General features: G+C 38.0%; 19 protein-coding genes and 1 pseudogene. 16 read left to right on the plus strand and 4 right to left on the minus strand.

What is annotated here, in order from left to right; all coding sequences use genetic code 11:
• Positions 1 to 436 precede the first annotated feature (436 nt).
• The 4 genes and pseudogenes from TZ97_RS03850 to TZ97_RS03865 all read left to right on the plus strand — a co-directional run bounded on the left by TZ97_RS03850 (position 437) and on the right by TZ97_RS03865 (position 7664).
• Positions 437 to 2314: an Eco57I restriction-modification methylase domain-containing protein gene (locus TZ97_RS03850; protein ID WP_045759448.1), complete on the plus strand. Its 1878-nt coding sequence runs from the start codon at positions 437 to 439 to the stop codon at positions 2312 to 2314.
• Positions 2260 to 4296 (plus strand): annotated as a pseudogene (locus tag TZ97_RS03855) (restriction endonuclease); the annotation flags it as partial. The gene TZ97_RS03850 and the pseudogene TZ97_RS03855, both read left to right, overlap by 55 nt.
• A 335-nt stretch (positions 4297 to 4631) precedes the next feature.
• Positions 4632 to 6359: an McrB family protein gene (locus tag TZ97_RS03860; protein WP_459542871.1), complete on the plus strand. Its 1728-nt coding sequence runs from the start codon at positions 4632 to 4634 to the stop codon at positions 6357 to 6359.
• Positions 6360 to 6362: 3 nt separating this feature from the next.
• On the plus strand, positions 6363 to 7664 hold the full coding sequence (locus TZ97_RS03865; protein ID WP_045759449.1) for an McrC family protein: 1302 nt from the start codon (positions 6363 to 6365) through the stop codon (positions 7662 to 7664).
• A gap of 257 nt (positions 7665 to 7921) precedes the next feature.
• Here the strand turns inward: TZ97_RS03865 and guaA are convergent, their stop codons facing one another.
• A complete protein-coding gene (gene guaA / locus TZ97_RS03870; RefSeq protein ID WP_023918114.1) occupies positions 7922 to 9487 on the minus strand; it encodes a glutamine-hydrolyzing GMP synthase in 1566 nt (521 codons plus the stop codon).
• A gap of 128 nt (positions 9488 to 9615) precedes the next feature.
• Between guaA and TZ97_RS03875 the strand changes: the two genes are divergently transcribed.
• From TZ97_RS03875 to xerS, 12 genes are all read left to right on the plus strand, one after another.
• Positions 9616 to 10314: a GntR family transcriptional regulator gene (locus tag TZ97_RS03875; protein ID WP_045759450.1), complete on the plus strand. Its 699-nt coding sequence runs from the start codon at positions 9616 to 9618 to the stop codon at positions 10312 to 10314.
• A gap of 227 nt (positions 10315 to 10541) precedes the next feature.
• The gene (locus tag TZ97_RS03880; protein ID WP_045759451.1) at positions 10542 to 11819 is read left to right on the plus strand and encodes a glycosyltransferase; all 1278 of its coding nucleotides are present in this window, start codon (positions 10542 to 10544) and stop codon (positions 11817 to 11819) included.
• A complete protein-coding gene (locus tag TZ97_RS03885; protein ID WP_045759452.1) occupies positions 11816 to 12793 on the plus strand; it encodes an NAD-dependent epimerase/dehydratase family protein in 978 nt (325 codons plus the stop codon). The genes TZ97_RS03880 and TZ97_RS03885 overlap by 4 nt, the downstream gene beginning before the upstream one ends.
• A complete protein-coding gene (locus TZ97_RS03890; RefSeq protein ID WP_045759453.1) occupies positions 12768 to 13595 on the plus strand; it encodes an MBL fold metallo-hydrolase in 828 nt (275 codons plus the stop codon). Before TZ97_RS03885 ends, TZ97_RS03890 begins: the two co-directional genes overlap by 26 nt.
• Entirely contained in the window at positions 13561 to 14826 is a 1266-nt protein-coding gene (locus TZ97_RS03895; protein WP_045759454.1) for a F390 synthetase-related protein, read from the plus strand. Before TZ97_RS03890 ends, TZ97_RS03895 begins: the two co-directional genes overlap by 35 nt.
• A gap of 12 nt (positions 14827 to 14838) precedes the next feature.
• Positions 14839 to 15783 (plus strand): 3-oxoacyl-[acyl-carrier-protein] synthase III C-terminal domain-containing protein, encoded by a 945-nt coding sequence (locus tag TZ97_RS03900; protein WP_045759455.1) that lies wholly within the window; start codon positions 14839 to 14841, stop codon positions 15781 to 15783.
• A gap of 80 nt (positions 15784 to 15863) precedes the next feature.
• A complete protein-coding gene (locus TZ97_RS03905; protein ID WP_003001435.1) occupies positions 15864 to 16196 on the plus strand; it encodes a putative DNA-binding protein in 333 nt (110 codons plus the stop codon).
• A 2-nt stretch (positions 16197 to 16198) separates the two neighbouring features.
• Positions 16199 to 16414 (plus strand): hypothetical protein, encoded by a 216-nt coding sequence (locus TZ97_RS10895; RefSeq protein WP_003007304.1) that lies wholly within the window; start codon positions 16199 to 16201, stop codon positions 16412 to 16414.
• Between the two features lie 18 nt (positions 16415 to 16432).
• A complete protein-coding gene (gene ffh / locus TZ97_RS03915; protein WP_024055635.1) occupies positions 16433 to 18004 on the plus strand; it encodes a signal recognition particle protein in 1572 nt (523 codons plus the stop codon).
• Between the two features lie 65 nt (positions 18005 to 18069).
• Positions 18070 to 18837, plus strand: a complete 768-nt coding sequence (locus TZ97_RS03920) for an alpha/beta hydrolase (RefSeq protein WP_021153217.1) — start codon at positions 18070 to 18072, stop codon at positions 18835 to 18837.
• Positions 18838 to 18942: 105 nt separating this feature from the next.
• Positions 18943 to 19926: an acetylxylan esterase gene (locus TZ97_RS03925; RefSeq protein WP_045759456.1), complete on the plus strand. Its 984-nt coding sequence runs from the start codon at positions 18943 to 18945 to the stop codon at positions 19924 to 19926.
• Positions 19927 to 20119: 193 nt separating this feature from the next.
• Complete coding sequence (gene xerS / locus TZ97_RS03930; protein WP_045759457.1) at positions 20120 to 21190, plus strand: tyrosine recombinase XerS; 1071 nt, start codon at positions 20120 to 20122, stop codon at positions 21188 to 21190.
• Positions 21191 to 21364: 174 nt separating this feature from the next.
• On the opposite strand, the gene TZ97_RS03935 is transcribed toward xerS, so the two are convergent.
• The 3 genes from TZ97_RS03935 to TZ97_RS03950 form a co-directional block, all read right to left on the minus strand.
• Entirely contained in the window at positions 21365 to 22126 is a 762-nt protein-coding gene (locus TZ97_RS03935) for an ABC transporter permease (RefSeq protein ID WP_045759458.1), read from the minus strand.
• Position 22127: 1 nt separating this feature from the next.
• Entirely contained in the window at positions 22128 to 23054 is a 927-nt protein-coding gene (locus tag TZ97_RS03940; protein WP_045759459.1) for an ABC transporter ATP-binding protein, read from the minus strand.
• A gap of 473 nt (positions 23055 to 23527) precedes the next feature.
• On the minus strand, positions 23528 to 24154 hold the full coding sequence (locus tag TZ97_RS03950) for a putative bacteriocin export ABC transporter (protein WP_045759461.1): 627 nt from the start codon (positions 24152 to 24154) through the stop codon (positions 23528 to 23530).

Here is a 24154-nt window from a genome sequence, read left to right on the forward strand (position 1 = left end):
TTATTTATTACTGCCTAAATTATACCATAATAACTTCTTAATTCTCCATTTTTTGAGATTTTTTCTCATTTTTTATTCTATAAAAACTCCTGTACTTTACCAAAACCTTACTATTTTTAAATATGTAACCTTATAGTTTTACATAGGTATAAATCAATCTGTAGTAAATACATCTGCTAAGTGTTCTATAGCCTTTTGCATAATTAGGTATACAATTGTTCTTGATTTTCCTACCTCATCTACAATCTCATCAACTATAACATATTAGATTAAAACTTATTACAGAAAAAAACGCTCACTGAGACGAAAACAATAGAATGAAATAAACATACTGGGACGAGTATCTCAGTGTGTTTTTGTGGTAGAATATAGTAGATTAATAAATGATAATACGCATTTTGTAGAAATTCCAATAATTAACAGGAAAGGTTGCTTTATGCCAATAGATATTAGTGAAGAACAGTTGGCTCTGGAGTCGGCTGACTTATTAAAAATTCTTTTAAAAGATCGAACGACCAAGAAAAACATTGTTTGGGCGACGCATTCTTATGAATTGTTAGGCAAGGGATTTGCTCCAAGTGACCGCATCACTCCAAGTAGGGTGACAGGAACCTATGCAAGCTTGATTCAACCCCGATCAGAAAAATCTAAGTATGAGCAAAAAGACCGAACCAAGATTAGAGCCGAAGTTTTTACGCCAACTTGGTTGGTTGAAAAGCAAAATGCCTACGTGGAAGCTGAACTTGAAGATCTAGCTCTCGAAGATTATATCCAAGTGCGCTGGCTAGAAATTACCTGTGGTGAAGCACCTTATATGGTAACGCGCTATGATACAGTGACTGGTGAGGAAATCCCTTTATCTGAGCGAGTTGGTTTTGTTGATAGAAAATTGCAGCGCATTAGTCGTGAGGTCTCAGATGAAGCCACATTCTACGAACTCGTAAAAAAAGCTTATCGAGCTTCGTATGGTTATGAGTATCAAGGAGATTCCCTGCTTTTGGCGCGTGAAAACCTTTTAGCGACCTTTGAGGACTACTATCTAGCAAAGACTGGAACTCAACCGACCATAGAGCAGAAAAAAGAAATTGCGACCATCATCTCATACAATGTATTTCAGATGGATGGATTGAAAAAAATCAGTCCTTACTCGGCCAAACAAAATCCATCTCAACAGCTAAGCTTGTTTTCAGATGAGCTAGAAGTCCAAGAAGTAGAAGAATCTAAAACCCAAATCAAAGACTGGAAAAAGAATAAGATGATAGGTTTTGAGCGCCTATCTAGTGAGGAAAGTGAAATGAAATTTGACGTCGTGATAGGAAATCCGCCTTACCAAGAGGAAGCACAGGGAACAAGTACAAAGGATATGCCTATATATCATAAATTTATTTCAGAATCATATAAAATTTCTAAAAAAGCATCTTTAATAACTCCTGCAAGATTTTTATCAAATGCTGGAGGGACTCCTAAAACTTGGAATCAACAAATGTTGAATAATCAACATGTAAAAGTATCTTTTTTTGAACAAAAGAGTGGTAATGTATTTCCTGGAACTGATATAAAAGGAGGGGTAGCAGTTACTTATTATGACGCTGAACGGGAATTTGAACCAATTGAAGTTTTTGTTCCCTTTATAGAAATGAATTCAATTAGAAAAAAGGTTATAAAGAAAAATTTTGAATCTATTGATCAGTTTGTTACTAATAGAGGCTCATATCGCTATTCTGATTTGATTTATACAGATTTTCCTAAACTAATGAGCAGAGTTTCTGATAGGAGAGTTGCTTCTAATGCTTTTGAAAAATTGCCTGAATTATTTTTCGATATAAAACCTGAAGATGGGAATGAGTATATAAAAATATATGGACGTTTTAATAATGAACGTGTATATAAATGGTTTAGAAAAGATTATGTAACATGCCCATCAAATTTTGAAAAGTATAAAATAATTCTTCCAAAAGCAAATGGAAGTGGGGCGATTGGCGAAGTCCTATCGACCCCCGTCATCGGGTACCCCGTCATCGGGTACCCCGTCATCGGGTACACAGAGACATTTATTTCTGTTGGTGAATTTGATTCTTTAGAAGAGGCGGAGGCTTGTTTAAAATATATTAAATCTAAGTTTTTACGCACAATGCTTGGAATTTTGAAAATTACTCAAGATAACACGAAAGCAGTATGGCATTATATCCCACTCCAAGACTTTACGGTCAATTCGGACATTGATTGGACACAATCAGTGGCTGATATTGACCGTCAGCTCTATCAAGTAATGAAAAATATCCATTTTCAACCAAAGAACTTCGAAATGAACTAAAACATACTTTTTGGTTGTTAGAGCGTGTAGCCTCAGCTAAAGCCTTAAAAGCACTACTAGAAGAGCATCCCATTTATGAAAACTATGAGATTGTTCTAGCTGCTGGTGACGGGCGTATGTCTGAGGAAGATGATAAGGTTACACTCAAATCCTTAGACTTGGTTAGAAAAGCGATAGCAGAGAATGATAAAACCATTACCCTATCCGTCGGTCAGTTAACGACAGGTGTAACTATCCCTGAATGGACAGGCGTATTGATGTTATCAAACTTGAAATCACCTGCCCTTTATATGCAGGCTGCCTTCCGTGCTCAAAACCCATACTCATGGAGTGATAGCAAAGGAAATCACTTCCGCAAAGAAAGAGCCTATGTCTTTGACTTTGCGCCAGAAAGAACCTTGATTCTCTTTGATGAGTTTGCGAATAACTTATCACTTGCAACTGCAGGAGGTGGAGGAACTTCAGCAACTCGCGAAGAAAACATTAGAGAATTACTAAATTTCTTCCCTGTCATAGCAGAAGACCGTGCAGGTAAGATGGTTGAAATTGATGCTAAGGCAGTTCTGACTATACCGCGTCAGATAAAAGCTAGAGAAGTCCTCAAACGAGGATTTATGTCCAATCTCCTTTTTGATAATATCAGTGGTATTTTCCAAGCCAGTCAAACCGTTCTAGACATTTTAAATGAACTACCAGTAGAAAAGGAAGGCAAGTTACCAACGTCTTCTGAGTTACTAGATTTTTCAGATGTTACAGTGGATGATGAGGGCAATGCAGTTGTTGACCATGAAATCGTGATCAATCAACAAACGCGACTTTTTGGTGAAAAAATTTATGGACTTGGACAGTCTGTTGTTGAATTAGTCACAAAAGATGAGGAACGAACTCAAAAACAACTAGTTAATGACTTGAGCCAGACAGTTTCTTCAGTGATTGTAGAGGAATTGAAAGCTGGATATGATCTGAAAACTCGGGAAACAGACCACATCAAGAAACAAATTGCAGCAACATTTGAGAACGAAGTTCGAAAAAATGATATTGAACGTAAAATTTCTGAAGCTCATATCAAGGAAGAGTTGCAGCAACAACTCAAGGAAGCAAATGGTAAAGAGCAACAAGATAAGATTCAAGAAGATCTTGAAAAACGTATAGAAGAAAATAATCTCATTCACAAAGAAAAACTAGAACAAACACTCAAAAAAGAAGTGGAAAAGATGCCTGAGAAGTTTATCGAACAGGTTGAGGTCAAACGTGTGGAGCAGTTGAAACAATCAGCTCAGGATGAGATTCGTGATCACCTTAGAGGCTTTGCACGAACAATCCCTAGCTTTATCATGGCCTATGGTGATAAATCTCTAACTCTTGATAATTTTGACACCTTTGTTCCTGAGCATGTCTTCTTTGAAGTAACGGGGATTACGATTGATCAATTTCGTTATTTAAGAGATGGTGGGCAAGATTTTGCAGGACATCTTTTTGATCGAGCAACATTCGATGAGGCCATTCAAGAATTTCTTCGTAAGAAAGAGGAGTTGGCAGATTATTTTAAAGATCAAAAAGAAGACATCTTTGACTATATTCCACCGCAGAAGACCAACCAGATTTTCACTCCTAAACGTGTGGTGAGGAGAATGGTAGATGATCTTGAGAAAGAAAACCCAGGAATCTTTGATGACCCATCTAAGACATTCATTGATTTGTACATGAAGTCAGGTCTCTATATTGCAGAACTCGTTAAGCGGCTATATAACAGCAATGGCTTGAAAGATGCATTTCCAAATCCTGAAGAACGCTTAAAACATATCCTAGAAAATCAAGTTTATGGATTTGCGCCCTCAGAGATTATCTATAATATTTCCACTAATTTTATCTTTGGAAATCTCTCCCAAGACATCAGTAGAAATAATTTTGTTTTAGAAGATACCATTCCAGCTGCTAAAGAAGGGAAAATCCAAGAATTAGTAGATAAATATTTTGGGTAAGATTCTAGTTGATTGAAATTAAAACTTACGAAATTGTACAAAGAACTTTCGTATCTAAAACATGAAGTGAATAGAAAATAATTTAACTAAAGGATTTAGTTCTGTACGTTGCAGCCTAGGTCCTTTTAGTTTATTTTTAATTAGGTTTATATTGTTATTAATTATTTAAGGTTCTACGAAGATAATTTTGATAATAAAACCCCTTAATTTGTTGGAAGTTCAATTTGAGGTACTTATCTGAAGGTTTGAATGTTTGTCATTCAAAATTAAATTTATTTTATATGATATAATCATTATATAGAATCAAAATTAGTAGTAAACTAAGGATGTAATGTGTGAATATGGGAATGTTAGAAAAGTATGAATTAACAATATCTAGTAATGAGATTAATTCGACGGATAGTCGCTTTACAATGGATAATTTAAGTTTAGGTGATGATTATAAAATTATAGATGTTAAGTTTGAAACAGCAGATGGGCAAATCATTAGAAGAAGACAAAAAAAATTTGAAAGAAAAATATCTAATCAAACTTTACCTCGTTTAACTTGTCAAATATTTGAACAACAATTACTTGCACTTTCAAATGAAGAACGGAAGAAGTTTCCAATTTGTAAATATAGGCCAACAGATGACATGATACAGGGAATATTTTCTAGTATTGATGATTTCAAAGAAAATAGAAATACTCTTGAATACTTAACCTATGAATGTGAGAACGGCGAATCTTTGGTTTTTTACTGTTGGAACATATTTTCAACTCTCATATTTGTAAAGGAATGTTTAAAAAGATTTGGTACTGAAGGTGATAAATTTATTTTAATTTATAAAGACAAAGGTGGGGAGAATGAAGTTATGGAGTCTGGTTCACAAACAATGGCTATAGAAGAACATATAAGGAGTTATTCCGATCTTTTATTATCTTCAAAAAACATAGTATTTCGAGGAGCACCGGGAACTGGTAAAACCTACCTTTCTAAACAGATTGCATCATATATTGTTTCTAACGGTAGAACTAGTGATATTAATAGTCTTTCACAGAATGAAATCAATCAAATTGATTTTGTCCAGTTTCATCCTTCATATGATTATACTGATTTTGTTGAAGGATTTCGTCCTTCAGAGGCAGAGAATAATCAAATTGGTTTTAGTCTAAAACCTGGGAAGTTCAAAGAATTTATTGGAAAAGCCCAAAAATTTGAGACTGCAGACCGTCAAGATAACTTTGCTCAGGCATGGGGAAAATTTTTTGAAGCAGTTACTGAAGCGATGGAAACTTCACAAGGGTATAATGAATTAAAAACATTGACTGGTAAGCCAATGGGGAATATAGTTTCTTATGATAAGAATGGTATACAAGGAGTCTTCAAAAAAGGTACCACCCAATATCTTAATTATAACCAAATATATAATGTTTATAGAGGTTTGCCAGGTGTTCCAGAAGGGGGACTTGACAATTATAGAAAAGCAGTTGTTAAACACTTGAGAGAAAAGTTTGGACTTGAAGACTATATAGTTGGCAAAGTTAAGAACGATCAAGATAAGTTTGTCTTTATCATTGACGAAATTAACCGTGGTGAAATTTCAAAGATTTTTGGAGAACTCTTCTTTTCTATAGATCCAGACTATCGTGGATTTAAAGGAGCAGTAAGTACACCTTATAATTCTGAGGAAAAGTTATATATACCAGAAAATGTTTATATTATAGGAACAATGAATGATATAGACCGTTCAGTTGAGACCTTTGATTTCGCAATGAGACGCAGATTTACTTTTGTAGAAATCACAGCGGATCAGTCTGCTCAAAATATGCAGCTTAATGAAGAAACAAAAGAAATAATGTATCGATTAAATAATGCAATTGTTGAAGAAGGACATTTAACTCAAGATTATCAGATTGGTGCTAGTTATTTTAAGAATCTCGATGAAGGAACATTATCAATTAAAAATCTTTGGGATTATAAGTTAAAACCTCTACTAAATGATTATTTCCGAGGTGAAAGATTAGCCAATGACAAGATGAGAGCCTTGGAAAACGCTTATTTTGGAACTAGTGAGGACTAGTTTATGCTTAAAATAAGTGATAACACAGAAATTGAACAAAGTAATGTAGGTCATTCAATTATTAATGAACTAGCAAATAAATCTTTATCTACCTTAGATCAGGAAAGGTTTATCATTTTTCCGCCTTTACTAAAGAACTCTGCTGATTTAGATGAGGATAATTGCATATTTAGGACGTTTAATGGTGAAACTAAGACTTGTAATATAGTGGGATTTTTGAGCGATGGTGAGAATGAAATCCATATTCATACTCGGTTTTTTGAGTCGAAAGATGAGGATTATTTTTTAAATTATATGTTACAAAAAGTGCTTCACTATAATGTAACAATCAATGAAATTTCATCATCTGATAATCATTCTTATTATGATCTTTTAGTGTATTTATTTCCTTATTATTTAGAGGAAGCTATGAGAAAAGGGTTCTATAAGGAATATGTTTATCATTCCTATAATAATAGTAATGTTCGAGGTCAGATGGATATCAACAGACACATTAGACAGAATGTACCTTTTGTTGGAAATGTTGCATACAATACTCGGGAGTATTCGTTCGACAATAAATTAAATCAATTGATTCGACATACCATTGAAAAAATTGAAGTTACAAGACCTTTTTTACTAAATGAAAGTTTAACTATTCGAAATAATGTAAAGAGGATAAAAGAGTTGACTCCAAGTTATTCTCATTATGATTTAGAAGATGTGTTATTTGAGAATAGATTTAATACTATAAAGCATGGATTCTATGAAGAATACACTCAGTTGCAGACTCTATGCCTTCAAATATTGACTGATGAGAGGATTAGCTTCGGAGCTAACGACCAGAAAGTACATGGAATCATTATAGATATTGCTTGGTTATGGGAAGAGTATCTAAACTTATTAATAAAAGATCACTTTTATCATCCTCAAAATAAAGTAGGTACTATGCCTCATTATTATTTTAATAACAGTAACGGAAGAATTTATCCAGACTTTATAGGGAAATTACCAGATAATCGAGTAGTTGCTGATGCAAAATATAAACCTCAAAATAATATTAAAAACAGCGACTATTCTCAGATTTTATCCTACATGTTTCGATTTGATTGTAAACAAGCGTATTTTTTCCATCCTTCAAAAGAGGAATATCATAAAATACTCTATCTGATGGAAGGAGTAGCTGCTGAAGCATCTCCTACAAAAAAGATAGATGTACGAGTAGAAAAGATTGGACTCAAAATACCAGAAGCTACTAGATACGAAGAATTTGTGGATAGTATAAAAAAGAGCGAAAAACAATTTTTGGATAAATTAAATCTTTGAATACTCAGAGTATTTACTTGAAGTTTAGTTTTAGTGTCAAAAATAATAAGGATAAGATTATTAACAGAAAAGAGTTTTTTTCAGGTTCACTATAGAAGTAGTTTTAAGAAAACGAAAATTTAATATAAAAACCCCATCAGAAAAATTCTGGTGGGGTTTTTGGTGGGGAACCAATCAATTTTGACTGATTTTTAACCTTTTATAATAACTGAAAATGCTGTTAAAACAACCATTTCACTTCAAATCATGTTTATAAATCATTCCCACTCTACAGTTGCAGGTGGTTTACTTGTGATATCGTAGACGATGCGGTTGACGTGGTCAACTTCATTTACGATACGGACTGAGATTTTTTGGAGGACTTCCCATGGAATCTTCGCAAAGTCTGCTGTCATTCCATCGATAGAAGTGATAGCACGAATGGCAATAGTGTAGTCATACGTACGGCCGTCACCCATAACACCTACTGAACGAACGCCTGTGTTGACAGTGAAGTATTGCCAGATATCGCGGTCAAGACCAGCTTTGGCGATTTCTTCACGGAGGATAGCGTCAGATTCACGAACGGTTTCGAGTTTTTCTTCAGTGATTTCTCCCATAACACGGATGGCAAGACCTGGTCCTGGGAATGGTTGGCGCCATACGATGTGGTCTGGCATGCCAAGCTCTGTACCAAGCGCACGAACTTCATCCTTGTAAAGAGTGTTCAGTGGCTCGATCAGTTCAAACTGCATGTCTTCTGGAAGTCCACCCACATTGTGGTGAGACTTGATAGTTTGAGCAGTATCCGTACCAGACTCGATCACGTCAGTGTAGAGAGTTCCTTGTGCCAAGAATTTCACATCTTTGAGTTTACTTGCTTCGTCATCAAAGACATAAACAAACTCGTTACCGATGATCTTCCGTTTTTTCTCAGGATCAGATACACCTGCTAACTTATCAAGGAAACGTTTTGCAGCGTCTGCTTTGACAATGTTCAAACCAAACTTACCACCAAGCATATCCATCACTTGGTCAGCTTCTCCTTTACGAAGAAGACCGTGGTCTACAAAGATACAGATCAATTGATCGCCGATGGCTTTTTGAAGGAGAACCCCAACAACGGAAGAGTCAACACCACCTGAAAGACCAAGAAGGACACGTTTGTCTCCGACGGTTTCACGGATTTTTTTGATCTGCATGTCAATGAAGTTGTCCATGGTCCAGTCACCTTTAGCCCCACAGATGTTCAAGGCAAAGTTACGCAAGATGTCATAACCGTGAACAGAGTGACGAACCTCAGGGTGGAATTGGATTCCGTAGATTTTCTTGTCTGGATTTTCAATCGATGCAAATGGACAGTCAGCAGAAGTACCAGTGCGGATAAAGTCAGCCGGAATTTCTGTAACAGCATCCCCGTGGCTCATCAAGACCAATTGTTTGTCTGGTGTGCCGGCAAAAAGAGCAGAAGATTCTGTCAAATTCAGTTCAGATTGACCATATTCGCGGTTACCAGCATCACCTGCAGGAACGACCTTCCCACCCAATTTATGGGTTAACAATTGCATCCCGTAACAGATTCCAAGGATTGGAATACCGAGTTCAAAAATTTCAGGATCGATATCAAAAGAACCTTCCTCGTATACAGAGTTTGGTCCACCTGAAAGAACGATCCCAACTGGATTGATTGCACGAACTTCATCAGCAGAAATCTTGTGGCTCTTCAACTCTGAGAAGACTCCAATTTCACGAATCCGACGTGAAATAAGCTGATTGTATTGGCTACCGTAGTCAAGCACGATGATTTTTTCAACATCATGCAAATCAGTTGATAGGTTTGTCATCTTATCCCCTTCTTAAAGAAATTTACTTTCCTCTATTCTAACACAAAAGCCTTGTCTTTACCAATCTCTGATTGAAGAATTAGGAATTTTACGCTACAATAGAGATAACACAGAGAAAGAGCAAGGTTATGATTCCAGCTTACATTCAAATTCATGATCAGATTAAGTCTGAGATTGATCAAAAAATATGGAAAATCGGGGAGCGTCTTCCCAGCGAACGCGATCTAGCTGAGAAATTTCAAGTGAGTCGGATGACGCTTAGGCAAGCTATTACCCTTCTGGTCGAAGAAGGAGTGCTTGAAAGACGAGTAGGAAGTGGCACATTTATCACTAGCACGCGCGTCCAAGAAAAAATGCGAGGCACAACCAGTTTTACAGAAATTATGAAATCGCAAGGCAAGGAACCTTCTAGCCAAGTGATATCTTATCGTAAAACCATTCCTAGTCTCCAAGAAGTGGACAAATTGGGCATCAATAAGACAGAAACCATCATTCGGATGGAGCGGGTCCGGTATGCTGATGGGATCCCTGTTGTTTATGAAGTGGCCTCTATTCCAGAGAAATTTATTAAGAATTTCAATCGCGAAGAGGTTACCAGCCATTTCTTCCAAACCTTGGAGCGTCATGGTTATAAGATTGGAAAGTCGCACCAGACCATCTATGCGCGATTGGCCAAGGATAAGATTGCGGAGTACTTACAGATTTCAAAAGGGCAGGCTATTTTAGGTCTGACACAGGTTTCCTATTTTGAAGATGGGACGGCTTTTGAGTATGTAAAAAGTCAGTATGTCGGCGAGCGGTTCGAATTTTATTTAGAAAATAACTAAGCTCGCAAATCGTAAAAATAGAAAACTCTTCAAATGTGTGAGAGCTCACTCTCTTTGGCATTTGGGAGCTTTTTTTAGGTTGAAATCATTCTTTCTAAATAGTGATAGTACGGTCAAAAATAAAAGATTTAAAAAAATTTTATTTTTTCTTCAATTTTTGATTTTTTTTACGAATTAATAGATAGAAGCTAGTTTTAGATCTAAAAAAAGATATAAGGCAGGAAAAAATGAAAAAAATTAAAATCGATGTGGTAGCTGTTCCCTTGAGTGGGCATCTGTACCCAACTTTAAATCTCGTTAAACCCTTATTAGATGATCCAACTATGGAAATCCGAATTTTCACGGGTCCTCAGAAAAAAGCCGTCGCAGAAAGTCTCGGCTTCACGGTCGTTCCGATTCTAGAGGACAAAGTAGAAGAATTTGAACGTGTGGCTAATAACGATAAAAAATACAATCTCTTTTCAGCTTATCGGCAATTGTCTAGGAGTCTTGATTTGATTAATCATGTATCGGATCAATTGCTAGAGGAGTGGCGTGTCAACCGTCCAGATATTGTCATTGCTGACTTTATCACTCTATCAGCAGGATTTGTGGCAGAAGAGTTGGAAATTCCTTGGATTACCACCATGGCAACCCAATTTGCAATCGAAACTCCTTATGGTCCTCCTTGCTTCTTCGGAGGGATGGGAATCGCGCGCACGAAGAAGGAAGAGAAGATCCAAGCACTATGCCGTAAACTCACGCGCATTGGAAAATACTGTGGGGCTTTCCTCTTACGCAAACGCTTAAAACGTTACAATTTCAAGTTGTACAATCAAAATGGAGTGGAGACCATCTACTCTCCTTATGCGATCTTTGGAATTGGGATGATGGAGCTAGAGTTGAAAACACACTTCCCTCATCAATATGCGTGGCTTGGCCCTTTGGGGACTTCTCTTGAAAAAGCTGAAGATTATCCTTTAGATCTCAGTCCTTACGAGGACAAGACGAAGGTACTCGTGACATGTGGAACCCAGTTGCCTTGGGCAAAGGAGAATTTGCTAGAACAAACCAAGCAGTTGGCCAAAGAGCATCCAGAATGTCACTTTTTCGTCACCTTAGGAGATGGGGCAAAGGAATTCTCTGAAGAAGAAGTAGCGCCAAATGTGACGGTTGTCTCATATCTACCCTACAAAGAATATATTCCGCAGATGGACTATGTCATTCACCATGGAGGAGCTGGAATCTTTTATCAGTGTATCGAATTTAAAAAACCAGCCTTGATCTTGCCACATGATTATGACCAATTTGACTATGCGATTCGAGGAGTAGAAGCAGGAATTGCCTTTCAAGCTCATCGCAATCGCACCGAAGAGATTCAAGCAGGTTTCAATGCCCTATTAGAAAAAGAATCTTGGGAAAAGTTAGAGAGACTAAACAAACTTTCAAAAACCTACAAGCCTTTGGATACCTTAGAGTTTGAGATTCAACGATTATTAAGACGTGGAACGGATGGGAAACTATGAAAATTCTTGTAACAGGTGCGACTGGCTTCCTTGGAAAATATGTGATCGATGAGTTGTTGGCTCACGATTATACCATTGTAGCCTTTGGCCGAAATGAAAAAATTGGGAAGACTCTGGAAAATGATCGCGTCCAATTTATCAAAGGGGATTTGAGCGCTATTGAGGAATTAAGACAAGCCTTTCAGTCTGTTGATGCTGTGGTTCATGCAGGAGCTTTATCCACTGCCTGGGGACCTTGGAAGGCCTTCTATCAGGCTAATGTAGTTGGTACTCAAAATGTCCTTGACTTGTCCCGTGAATATGCGGTAAAACGCTTGGTTTACGTATCTTCTCCTAGTATTTACGCAGCTGGAAAAGATCAATTAAACATCATGGAAAGTGATGCTCCAAAAGAAAATCACCTCAACAATTACATCCGAAGCAAATTGGCGTCTGAAAAACTTTTTTCTGACTATTCAGATGTGCCAAGTATCATCTTGCGACCTAGAGGATTATTTGGTGTGGGGGATACCAGTATTTTGCCTCGTGTCTTACGCCTCAGTCGAAAAATTGGAATTCCCTTGATTCGAGGAGGAGAGCAGCTCATGGATATGACCTGTGTGGAAAATGTCGCCCTAGCCATTCGCTTGGCTCTGGAAGCCAAAGAAGCTCACGGACAAGTTTATAATATTACAAATGGGGAACCAAAGACCTTTAAGTATTTGATCGAAACCACACTAAAGGGATTGGGAGAGCCGATTCGCTATCGGAAACTTCCAGCAGGTCTAGTAGCAGGTGTGGCTTATAGCCTTGAAGGGGTGTATCGATTCTTTCATCTGAAAGCCGAACCCCCATTGACTCGCTATACCTATTATCTCCTTCGATATAGCCAAACCCTCGATATTCAAAAGGCTCAAACCGAACTTGGCTACTATCCAAAAATGACCATTGAAGAAGGGATTGACAACTATGTCCAACATGATCAAGCACATTGATTATTTTCCAGCAGGCTATTGCAGCAGTCATTCTGGTCTCTTATTTAAAGGGATTCCGAATGAAAAAATGCAATTTCCAGCAGGTGTCTTTTTGATTCATCATCGTGAAAAAGGCTATATTTTGTACGATACCGGCTATCACTACGAGATTAAGAAAAAAGCTCGGTATTTCTGGTACCGTCTAGCCACCCCAATGCAGATGAAAAAAGAAGACCAAATCAATTATTTATTGCAAGAGCGTGGGATTGATCCGGCATCCATTTCCTATGTGATTCTTTCGCATTTGCACCCTGATCATCTCGGCGGAGCAGCCCTTTTCCCAAATGCTCATTTCTTTGTCACCCAGGAAGTCTATGAGGTGTACCAAAAACCGAAGTTTAAAGATCTGATTTTTAAAGAGTTTCTTCCAGCTGATTTCAAAGATCGGGTGACTTGTCTCAAAGCAGATCAAAGGCATCCTGCTTTCCCCTATCGTCCGACCGCGGATCTTTTTGGAGATGGGAGCATCCTTGTTTCGTCTATTGATGGACATGCGAGAGGGCAAGGTTGTCTTTATCTGGATGAGTTCAAACTCTTCATCGGAGCAGATCTTTCTTGGGGAGTAGAGCTCTTGCCTTACACACGGCAAATTCGTCTCATTCCATCCTTGGTTCAGGATGATAAGAAGGCTTATTTAAAAGGAGCTGATTTGCTGGAAACACTCTTGCAAGAGGGCATTCAAGTTTTGGTCAGCCACGACCCGCAAGAACGGATTGAAAGGATTTTAAATGAAAAATACAGTCTTTCTGAAAACCTTTATTGAAACCAGATGGTGCCATCGATTCCGTTCAAAAGAGGCCTTGAAGCGATACCAAGATAAGCAATTGGCACGCTACCATACTTTTATCACTTCTCAGTCTCCCTATTTCCAGACACATTCTCCTGAATCCGTTGGGACCATGGATAAGCATTTCATGATGACGCATTTCAATGAACTCAATACTCTGGGAGTGGATCGAGATCAGGCTTTAGAGATGGCGATTCGCGGAGAACAAACGCGAGATTTTACCGAGATGAATGGAGAAGTAGCAGTAGGCTTGTCTTCTGGAACCTCCGGCCACCGAGGAGTTTTTGTCACCACAGAAAAAGAAAGAAGTATGTGGGCTGCAGCGATTCTAGCCAAGATGCTACCGAAAGGAAAACTCTTTGGTCATCGCATTGCCTTTTTCTTACGAGCGGACAATGAACTCTATCAAACCATTAATTCAGGCCTGATTCGCTTGGAATATTTTGATATTTTCAAGGATAGCAAGGAGCATTTAGAGCGTCTCAAAGACTATCAACCAACCATTGTGGTTGCACCAGCTTCAACCTTGATTGAGTTAGCCAACTATGTCAGCAATCAGCAACTTGCGATTCAACCCGTCAAGGTCGTTTCTGTCGCAGAGATCCTAGAAGATCGAGATGCTCAGATCATAGCCAAAGCTTTTCAACTAGACAAGCTTGATCAGGTCTACCAAGCGACAGAAGGATTTTTAGCTTGTACCTGTTCAGAAGGCAATCTACATCTCAACGAAGATATTTTGTATGTCGAAAAAGAGTATCTAGATGATAGCCGCTTTTATCCGATTATTACGGATTTCAAACGAACCAGTCAACCCATCTATCGCTACCGCCTCAATGATATTTTGGTGGAAGAAAAGTCTCCTTGCCCTTGCGGTTCCGTCTTTACTCGAATCGCAAAGATCGAAGGACGATCAGATGATATCTTCTATTTCAAAAAAGACGATGGCAGTAGCCAAATGATCTATCCGGATTTTATTCGACGGTGTATTCTCTTTGTCGAAAATATTCAGGACTATCAAGTAACTCAGTTGACAGATGGATCCATTACCATTGCCTTGAGTCACCGGACAGAGTCTATGGAGCAAGCGATTTTTGCTCAATTTGAACTCTTAGCTCAGCAGAAACAATTCATTCTCCCAAGTATTCATTTTATCGATTACCAATGGGACCCAACACGTAAATTAAAACGTGTTCAACGACTTCAATAAAAGGAGAATCCTATGACTACTGTAAAAAGACATTTGCAAATTAAAGGCTATGGAACAGCGCTTCCAGCTCATACCGTGACTTTCAAAGACCAAACTCGTTACCGCGTGAAAGAAGGAGAAGAAACACAGATTGATCTTGCAGCGCGTGCGATTGAAGCGGCTTTAAACCATGCAGGACTTAAGATGGCAGACATCGACTGCCTGGTTTCGGCTAGTGCGGTTGGCGTTCAGCCCATTCCTTGTACAGCAGCTCTGATCCATGAGCGCGTGGCCAAGGGACTGACGATTCCTGCTATGGATATCAATACCACTTGTACCAGTTTTGTATCTGCTTTAAGCACTGTTTCTTATCTGATTGAAGGTGGTGAATACCAACGGGTTCTGATTGTATCTAGTGAAGTAGGGAGCCTAGGGCTGAATCCTAAACAAAAAGAAAGCTTTGAATTGTTTAGTGATGGAGCTGCAGCCTTTATTTTTGAAGCAACAAAGGAAGATAAAGGAATCATTGCCAGTATGCAACGTACCTGGTCTGAGGGAGCCCATGATACTGAAATTCGTGGTGGTTTGACAGCTTATCATCCGAAATTGTACTCTGAAGCAACCAAGACTGATTTCATGTTTGATATGAAAGGGAAGAAAATCCTCTTACTTTCTGCCCGTGTTATTCCAGAAATGTTCCAAGAATTCCAAGAAAAATCAGGCATTTCTAAAGATGCTGTAGACTATATTATTCCTCACCAAGCAAGTCGCGCCTTACCACTTGTCATGGACAAATTGGGCGTCGGCAAAGACAAGTACCTCAATATTGTCAGTGATTATGGAAATATGGTTTCGGTAGCCGTACCTTTCGGCCTAGCCTATGCACTGGATCATGGCTATGTGAAGGAAGGAGATACCATCTTCTTGATGGGAACTGCAGCAGGGATGACGGTCAATATGTTGGCACTGAAACTTTAATGATGAATCCTCTTATTTCAAGCTCAAAAAGCATCAAGTCCCGCTAGTCTTTAGCGGGCTTTTTTGATATAATGAAAGGTATGGAAATTGAGAAAACCAACCGAATGAATGCGCTCTTTGAGTTTTATGCAGCGCTCTTGACGGACAAGCAGATGAACTACATCGAGCTCTACTACGCAGATGACTACAGCTTGGCTGAGATTGCAGAAGAGTTTGGAGTGAGCCGTCAAGCGGTCTATGACAATATTAAACGTACAGAAAAGATTTTGGAAGATTACGAAATGAAACTCCATATGTATTCCGATTACATTGTACGCAGCCAGATTTTTGATCAGATTTTAGAACGCTATCCGGAAGATACTTTTCTACAAGAGCAGGTTGAAATTTTATCAAGCATTGACAATCGGGAGTGATTATGGGCAGTCTCGTCATTTATCAAGGAATACCTTGCAAACTATTAGTCGCACAGGAAGTATTTCCTACTCGACTACAGATTATCTCGCCCAATGATATCTCCAAAGCTATGCAAATAGGTTTTAGCTGTTGGGGATATCCAAATGAAATCATGAAAGAAGTCACACCCGAAGAACTAGAATGTTTGCAACATTTCGGACGATTTCCACTGAATTGAAAAACTAGGAGAAAGAGTATGGCATTTGAAAGTTTAACCGAACGTTTACAAAACGTCTTTAAAAATCTTCGTAAGAAAGGGAAAATCTCTGAAGCGGATGTCCAAGAGGCAACCAAAGAGATTCGTCTAGCCCTCTTAGAGGCCGACGTTGCCCTTCCTGTTGTAAAAGACTTCATCAAACGGGTCCGCGAACGGGCTGTAGGTCATGAAGTCATCGAAACCTTGAACCCTGCCCAACAAATCGTGAAGATTGTTGATGAAGAATTGACAGCGATTCTGGGTTCAGAAACAGCAGAAATTATCAAATCTCCAAAGATTCCAACCATTATCATGATGGTCGGTCTTCAAGGGGCTGGTAAAACAACTTTTGCGGGTAAATTAGCCAACAAATTGGTCAAGGAAGAGAATGCACGTCCTTTGATGATTGCGGCCGATATCTATCGTCCAGCAGCCATCGACCAGTTGAAGACCCTTGGTCAACAGATCAATGTCCCTGTCTTCTCACTTGGTACAGAAGTCCCTGCAGTAGAGATCGTTCGTCAAGGTTTGGAGCAAGCGAGAGCCAACCACAATGACTATGTCTTGATCGATACGGCTGGTCGTCTGCAAATCGATGAAAAACTCATGGGTGAATTGCGCGACGTCAAAGCCCTTGCTGAACCAAATGAAATCCTCTTGGTTGTCGATGCCATGATTGGTCAAGAGGCAGCCAATGTGGCGCGTGAGTTTAACGAACAACTCGAAGTAACTGGGGTCATCTTGACCAAGATCGATGGGGATACCCGTGGTGGTGCGGCCCTTTCTGTCCGTCAGATTACTGGAAAACCAATCAAGTTCACTGGTACTGGTGAAAAAATCACGGATATCGAAACCTTCCATCCGGACCGTATGTCTGGTCGGATCCTCGGTATGGGGGATATGCTGACGCTGATCGAGAAGGCTTCTCAAGAATACGATGAGAAACGCTCTCTTGAACTCGCTGAGAAGATGCGGGAAAACACCTTTGACTTCAACGATTTCATCGATCAGTTAGACCAAGTTCAAAACATGGGACCAATGGAAGACCTGCTTAAGATGCTTCCAGGTATGGCCAACAATCCAGCTATGAAGAACCTCAAGGTCGATGAACGAGAGATTGCTCGCAAACGTGCAATTGTATCATCCATGACCCCAGCTGAACGAGAAAATCCAGATTTGTTAAATCCAAGCCGTCGTCGTCGGATTGCTGCTGGTTCAGGAAACAGCTTTGTCGAAGTGAATAAATTCATCAAGGACTTTAACCAAGCCAAGCAGATGATGCAAGGTGTCCTCTCTGGCGATATGAACAAGATGATGAAACAAATGGGGCTTAATCCAAATAATATGCCGAAGAATATGCCAGGTGGCATGCCTGATATGTCTGCCCTCGAAGGGATGATGGGACAAGGCGGGATGCCTGACTTATCAGCTCTTGGCGGAGGCGCTGGGATGCCAGACATGAGCCAAATGTTCGGTGGCGGTCTCAAAGGAAAAGCCGGTGAATTCATGATGAAACGGGCGATGAACAAGATGGCCAAACAAATGCGCAAAAATAAGAAAAAACGGAAATAATCGTTTCTAAGAGGGCCTGGAACACACTGTTCTGGGTTCTTTTAGAAACTACTACTAGAGGAAAGATGTTAAAAAAACTATTTCAACAAGTCATTCGTTTCTTTACAAGATTGTTTTCTTCGCACAGAAAGCCCTTTGAATTTCCTAAAGGATCGAAGAAACCACCCATCAGACCAATTATCTTTGTACCTGGGAGTTCAGCCAGTATCCAGCGATTCAACGGAACCATCCGCATGCTCCATCGCTTTTCTAGAAAAAAGCAAAGTCTCTTAAAAATAAAGGTCAATAAAGATGATTCTATAGAGATGGAAGGAAGACTAAATACAAAAGAGCCAAACCCTATGATTGTGATTGGCTTTGAGAATAATCGAGATGGCTACAGCAATATCAAGCAGCAAATCGAATCCCTTAAAATTGCTTTAACCTATCTTCTTGATCACTATCATTTTACTGAGTTTAAGGCAGTGGGTCACTCTAATGGTGGACTGGTTTTGACTGGTTTATTGGAAAGTGGCTTTTTAGAGAAAAAGAAGGTGACCGTGAGCAAGCTGGTTATTATTGGTAGTCCTTACCAATTCAATCAAGAAATGTATGACGATTTTCAAAAATGGAAGCATCGATTAGATAAAGAAGTAGAGGTCCTTAACTTTGTCGGTAGCTTTGCTGGGAAATCAGATGGCATCGTTCCTCTCTCTAGTGCCCAAGCAGCAAAATCTATTTTTGACAATCAAACCTATACAGAAGTGAATTTAAATGGTCGTAAGGCTCATCATTCAGCTTTACCCACTAATCCAGATCTAGTAAAACAATTAAGTCTGTTTTTGAATCTATAATTAAATTACATAATTTCGGTTATGTAATTTTTATTTGTCTCTTGCAATCCTTAGGTAAATATGGTACATTTTTGGTAGCGATTACACATGCTTAAGGAGGATTTTATGAAAGATCCCAAATTATTAGAAACAATGAAAGATTACAAGGGACGGGATGACGTTCCTGAAGATTTTGATAGCTTTTGGAATCAAGCCCTAGCAAAGATGACTGAACTGCCTGAATACAAGCTCGAAGAACGAGATTTCAGCATTCCAAATGTTCAATGTTATGAATTAACCTTTAAAGGAACCAGGAATGGCCTGGTCTATTCAAGAATGATTCTTCCAAAAACGGATCATAAGGTTCCCGTTATTTTCCATTTTCATGGCTATATGGGACGTTGTTGGGATTGGTCCGACATGCTGGCTTATACAGTAGCTGGCTATGGTGTTGTGTCTATGGACGTAAGAGGTCAGTCAGGTTTTTCAACAGACGGAGATCGTTCACCACTTGGGAATACGGTAAAAGGACAGATTATCCGTGGAGCCGTGGAAGGTCCGGATGAGCTCTTTTATAAAGATATCTACTTAGACCTTTACCAGTTAATTGAAATTGTAGCCAACCTTCCTCAAGTAGATGACAGCAAACTTGCCAGCTACGGAGCCTCTCAAGGTGGTGCCCTGGCCCTGATTGCTGCTGGATTAAATCCCCGAATCCAACGAACAGTCGCCATTTATCCATTCTTATCGGATTTCAGACGGGTATTAGAGATCGGAAATACCAGTGAGGCCTATGACGAGCTTTTCCGTTATTTCAAGTTCCATGATCCATTCCATGAAACGGAAGATCGTTTGATGCAGACTTTGGCCTATATTGATGTGAAAAATTTTGCCCATCGTATCAAAGGACAGGTTCACATGATTACAGGTCTAGATGATGATGTCTGTTATCCTGAAACGCAGTTTGCCATTTATAATCGATTAGAAGGTCCAAAAGAGCATTTAATCATGCCAGAATATGCCCACGAAGCTATGAATATTCAAGTCAATGATCGAGTCTATAATTGGCTCTGTGGTAGCAAGATTCCATTTCGATATGTAGAAAAATAAGTTAGAAAAGAAAAACAATCAGTAAATCCATGAGATTTGCTGATTGTTTTGTGTTTAAAAGGGATCTAGTATAGAAAGGGATACAAAACAGTCCTATATAAACCCTATAACATCTTTCCGAAAAACTATAATTTTCTTGAAAAATATATCTGGCTATGCTATACTACTAGTATAGAAAGATTTGGAGAAAAACATGAAACGCGAGATCTTATTAGAACGTATCGATAAACTCAAACAAGTCATGCCTTGGTACGTCTTAGAATATTACCAATCAAAACTGGCCGTTCCATATAGTTTTACGACCTTATACGAATACTTAAAGGAATACGATCGATTTTTCACCTGGGTCTTGGAATCTGGTATATCAGATGCTGACACCATGGCTAATATCCCTTTAGAGGTTCTGGAGCACATGACCAAGAAAGACATGGAATCCTTCATTCTTTACTTACGTGAACGTCCTCTGCTTAATGCCAATACTACGAAAAATGGGGTTTCTCAAACAACAATTAACCGTACCCTTTCGGCACTTTCTAGCCTTTATAAGTATTTGACTGAGGAAGTTGAAAACGAGCATGGGGAACCTTATTTCTACCGTAATGTCATGAAGAAGGTTGCGACCAAGAAAAAGAAAGAAACCTTGGCTGCTCGGGCTGAAAATATCAAGCAAAAGCTCTTTTTAGGGGATGAGACAGAAGGTTTCCTCAACTATATCGATCAGGAGTACCCTCAAACACTCTCAAATCGTGCCTTATCCTCCTTTAATAAGAATAAAGAACGAGATTTAGCCATTATCGCACTACTTCTCGCCTCTGGTGTCCGTCTCTCTGAGGCAGTTAACCTGGATCTTCGAGACCTCAATCTTAAGATGATGGTGATTGACGTCACTCGAAAAGGTGGAAAACGAGACTCAGTCAATGTTGCTGCCTTTGCTAAACCCTATTTAGAGCAATATCTCGCTATTCGAGACAAACGTTATAAGACAGAAAAGACTGATACAGCCCTCTTCTTAACCTTGTATCGAGGTGTTCCAAACCGGATTGATGCTTCTAGTGTTGAAAAGATGGTGGCCAAGTATTCAGAAGACTTCAAAGTCCGCGTGACCCCCCACAAACTTCGCCATACATTAGCAACGCGCCTCTATGATGCAACCAAATCCCAAGTTTTGGTCAGCCACCAGCTGGGACATGCTAGCACACAAGTAACGGACTTGTATACGCATATCGTTAATGACGAACAGAAAAATGCCTTGGATAGTTTATAAGATACATAATATAAATTATGTAATATTTTAGTATTAGAAAAAGAGCGTAGGATTTTTTATCGAATCTTACGCTCTTTTATTCTTTATTTTCTTTAACTTCATTAATTTGTATGATTTCTTACTCCAATTGGAAAACCATTCTCCCGATTCATGAATTTGATTTTGAAGCAATTTTTAGAATTCTTTGTTTTCAAACAGTTTAATAGCAATGTAAAAAATTACAATTGAATAAATAACAGTTAAAAGTAGTTGAATGGTGTAGCTGATTATCGATATATTCCTTGAAACAGGGTTTAAAATATTCAATACTCCTAATGGGCTAAAAGATAATAATAAGTTATTTTTGTCTAATAAACTTCTTGAAATCAGTTCTCCTAAACCTCTTAACAAAACAACTCCAACTAGGGTACTCGATAAAGAATTTGTTATCAAAAATAAACAAATAATTGTAGTACTATAAAAAATAGTTGTAAAAAACGTTGTAATAATTTGAATGAATCCGGCCGTAAAAGTAAGCATATTATCTGCAGATGAAGAGTAAGCTCCAACTTTAAAAAATCCAAATAGTAATGTTGTCACTATAAAAGATGTTAAACTTAAAACAACTAAAATTAAGAATGAGGTAAAAATAGATGCTAACAATTTTGAAAACAAAATTTCTACTCGTTTAACCGGTGTGACTAACAATGATTTAATTGTTTTTTGCTGAATTTCTTGATAAAACGGTACTAATGCTACTATAACTCCTACTATCAAAGCAAATATCGAAAATGTATCGCTTGAGGTTTTAAAAACATTTCCAAATGAAGATTCTGGTGCAACCATTCTTAGATACAGTATCAATAGAGAAATGACACAAACAAACCCTCCAAAAACATAGAAAATCTTTTTCCCAGCAAATAATTTGAACAACTCAATCTTTATTAATTTAAGCATATCAAACCTCCATATCTTTCTGCATTTTGATAAAAATATCTTCAAAATTATTTTGTTTCTCAGAAAAATTTATGATGGAGATATCCTGACGTAATAACTCTGTGAGTAGTTTCTCCTTTACCTCTTTCATTGATTCTATATCTAAAGATAACTCAAGTTGCTCTATTCTTTCAGTAAAAACAATGTTTAAGTTATTTAAGATAGACTTTGTAAGTTCTATGTTATCAGTTTTCAACAACCAAACATTCTTTATAGATCCAAGTGATAAAAATTCTGTCTTTTTCCCTTGGAAAATTACTTTCCCTTGATTGATAATTGTAACTGTATCCACTAACTTACTTAATTCTTCCAATGAATGACTAGAAATTACAATCCCAACTCCTTTTTTAGACAATTCAATGAGCAAGTCTCTAAACTCTTTCATTCCTATTGGATCTAATCCATTGAATGGTTCATCTAATAATAAGATAGTTGGCTGATGAATTAAGGCTTGAGCAAGTCCCAAACGTTGTTTCATACCTAATGAAAAACTAGATACTTTACAATCCACACTATTGTCTAAACCTACTAAATGCAGATAGTTTAACAGATCTTCTTTTGATAAGTTTACATCATCATAAAGACTCGAAATAAGCATTAAATTCTGTCTAGCTGTTAAAGATTCATAAAATGTAGGATATTCAATAATCGTACCGATAGTATTTAAATAGCCCTTTGACTTCCCTTCAATTAGTTTCCCATTGATTTTAATTTCACCAGATTCTTTTTTTACTAAACCTAAAATCGTCTTGAATATTGTAGTTTTCCCAGAACCATTTTGTCCAATGAGTCCCATTATTTCGCCACTCTGCAACTCAAATGACAAATCTTCAATTACTTTCTTTTTGTTATACGATTTATTTAGACCAAAAATTTGTAATAGTGCCATTTCGTCTCCCCTTCTTTATTTTTGATCACTCATCACTTCTGCTGTCATTGGTACGGTATACCTTACACACCTTTGTTTTTACAATGACTGATGTTGATGAAGAGAAAGTTACTTTACGAGAGATGGAAGAAATTATTTGGCTTTCTTTTTGTGTCTCTGTATAGCCAGATAAACAAAGAAAAGTCAGAAATACAATGAATAGATAAACTATTTCATGTTTTTTTCTCCTTTATACCATTCTTGATAGCGTATTACAGAGTTTTCATTTCGATAGATTTCACCTTTTGGAATCTCACGATCCTTCTTTTTGAACTGAATCCATAGAATTCCTTTATCCGATCGCAAAATGGGGCCATGATCATATAAATAATGAAAAGGAGATTTTTTTGACATTTATTTTCATCAGCTCTTACCTCCTGAATAGCTAGCTATAAAAGATAATGTAGAAAATCAAACCATTCTTCAGCCATGGACTAGTTGAGCTTTACAACTTCATCAGCTTTTTCCCAAATCACTGGATTATGGGTTGCGATAATGATTATACGCTCTTGATTCTTTAACATTAAGAGCAAGTCCATCACCTCTTGTGAGGTTTCTGGATCCAGTGCTGCAGTTAGTTCATCTGCCAAAATTAAAGGTGGATCTTTTAAAATAACTTTAGCTAATGCGACACGTTGCGCCTCTCCCCCAGATAATTCATAAATCTTTTGATCCAGAGCAAGGTAAGCCAATCCTACTTTTTTGAGCACTTCTTCTTCTTGCTGCTTCTTCTCTTTTTTCGTTAATTTTTGCCCAATCAATCCCAAATCTAAATTTTTAGCGATAGTCTCGTTTTCAAGTAGGCCAAAGTTTTGGAAGAGATAACCTAATTCACGCTTAAAGAAGTGATGCTGTTTGATTTGTTTCAGTTCTTGCCCTTGATAGCTTATACTCCCTTCTTCATAAGGCTCTATCTTCGCCAAGATATTGAGCAAGGTTGTTTTACCACACCCACTATTTCCGATCAGAGCATAGACCTTACCTTCTGTAAATTGCAAACTCAAATCTTGAAAGACCGTTCGTTGGCCAAATGATTTGGTTAAATGTTCTACGCTAATCAT

Source organism: Streptococcus parasanguinis (assembly GCF_000963275.1).
Taxonomy (GTDB): Bacteria; Bacillota; Bacilli; order Lactobacillales; family Streptococcaceae; genus Streptococcus; species Streptococcus parasanguinis_B.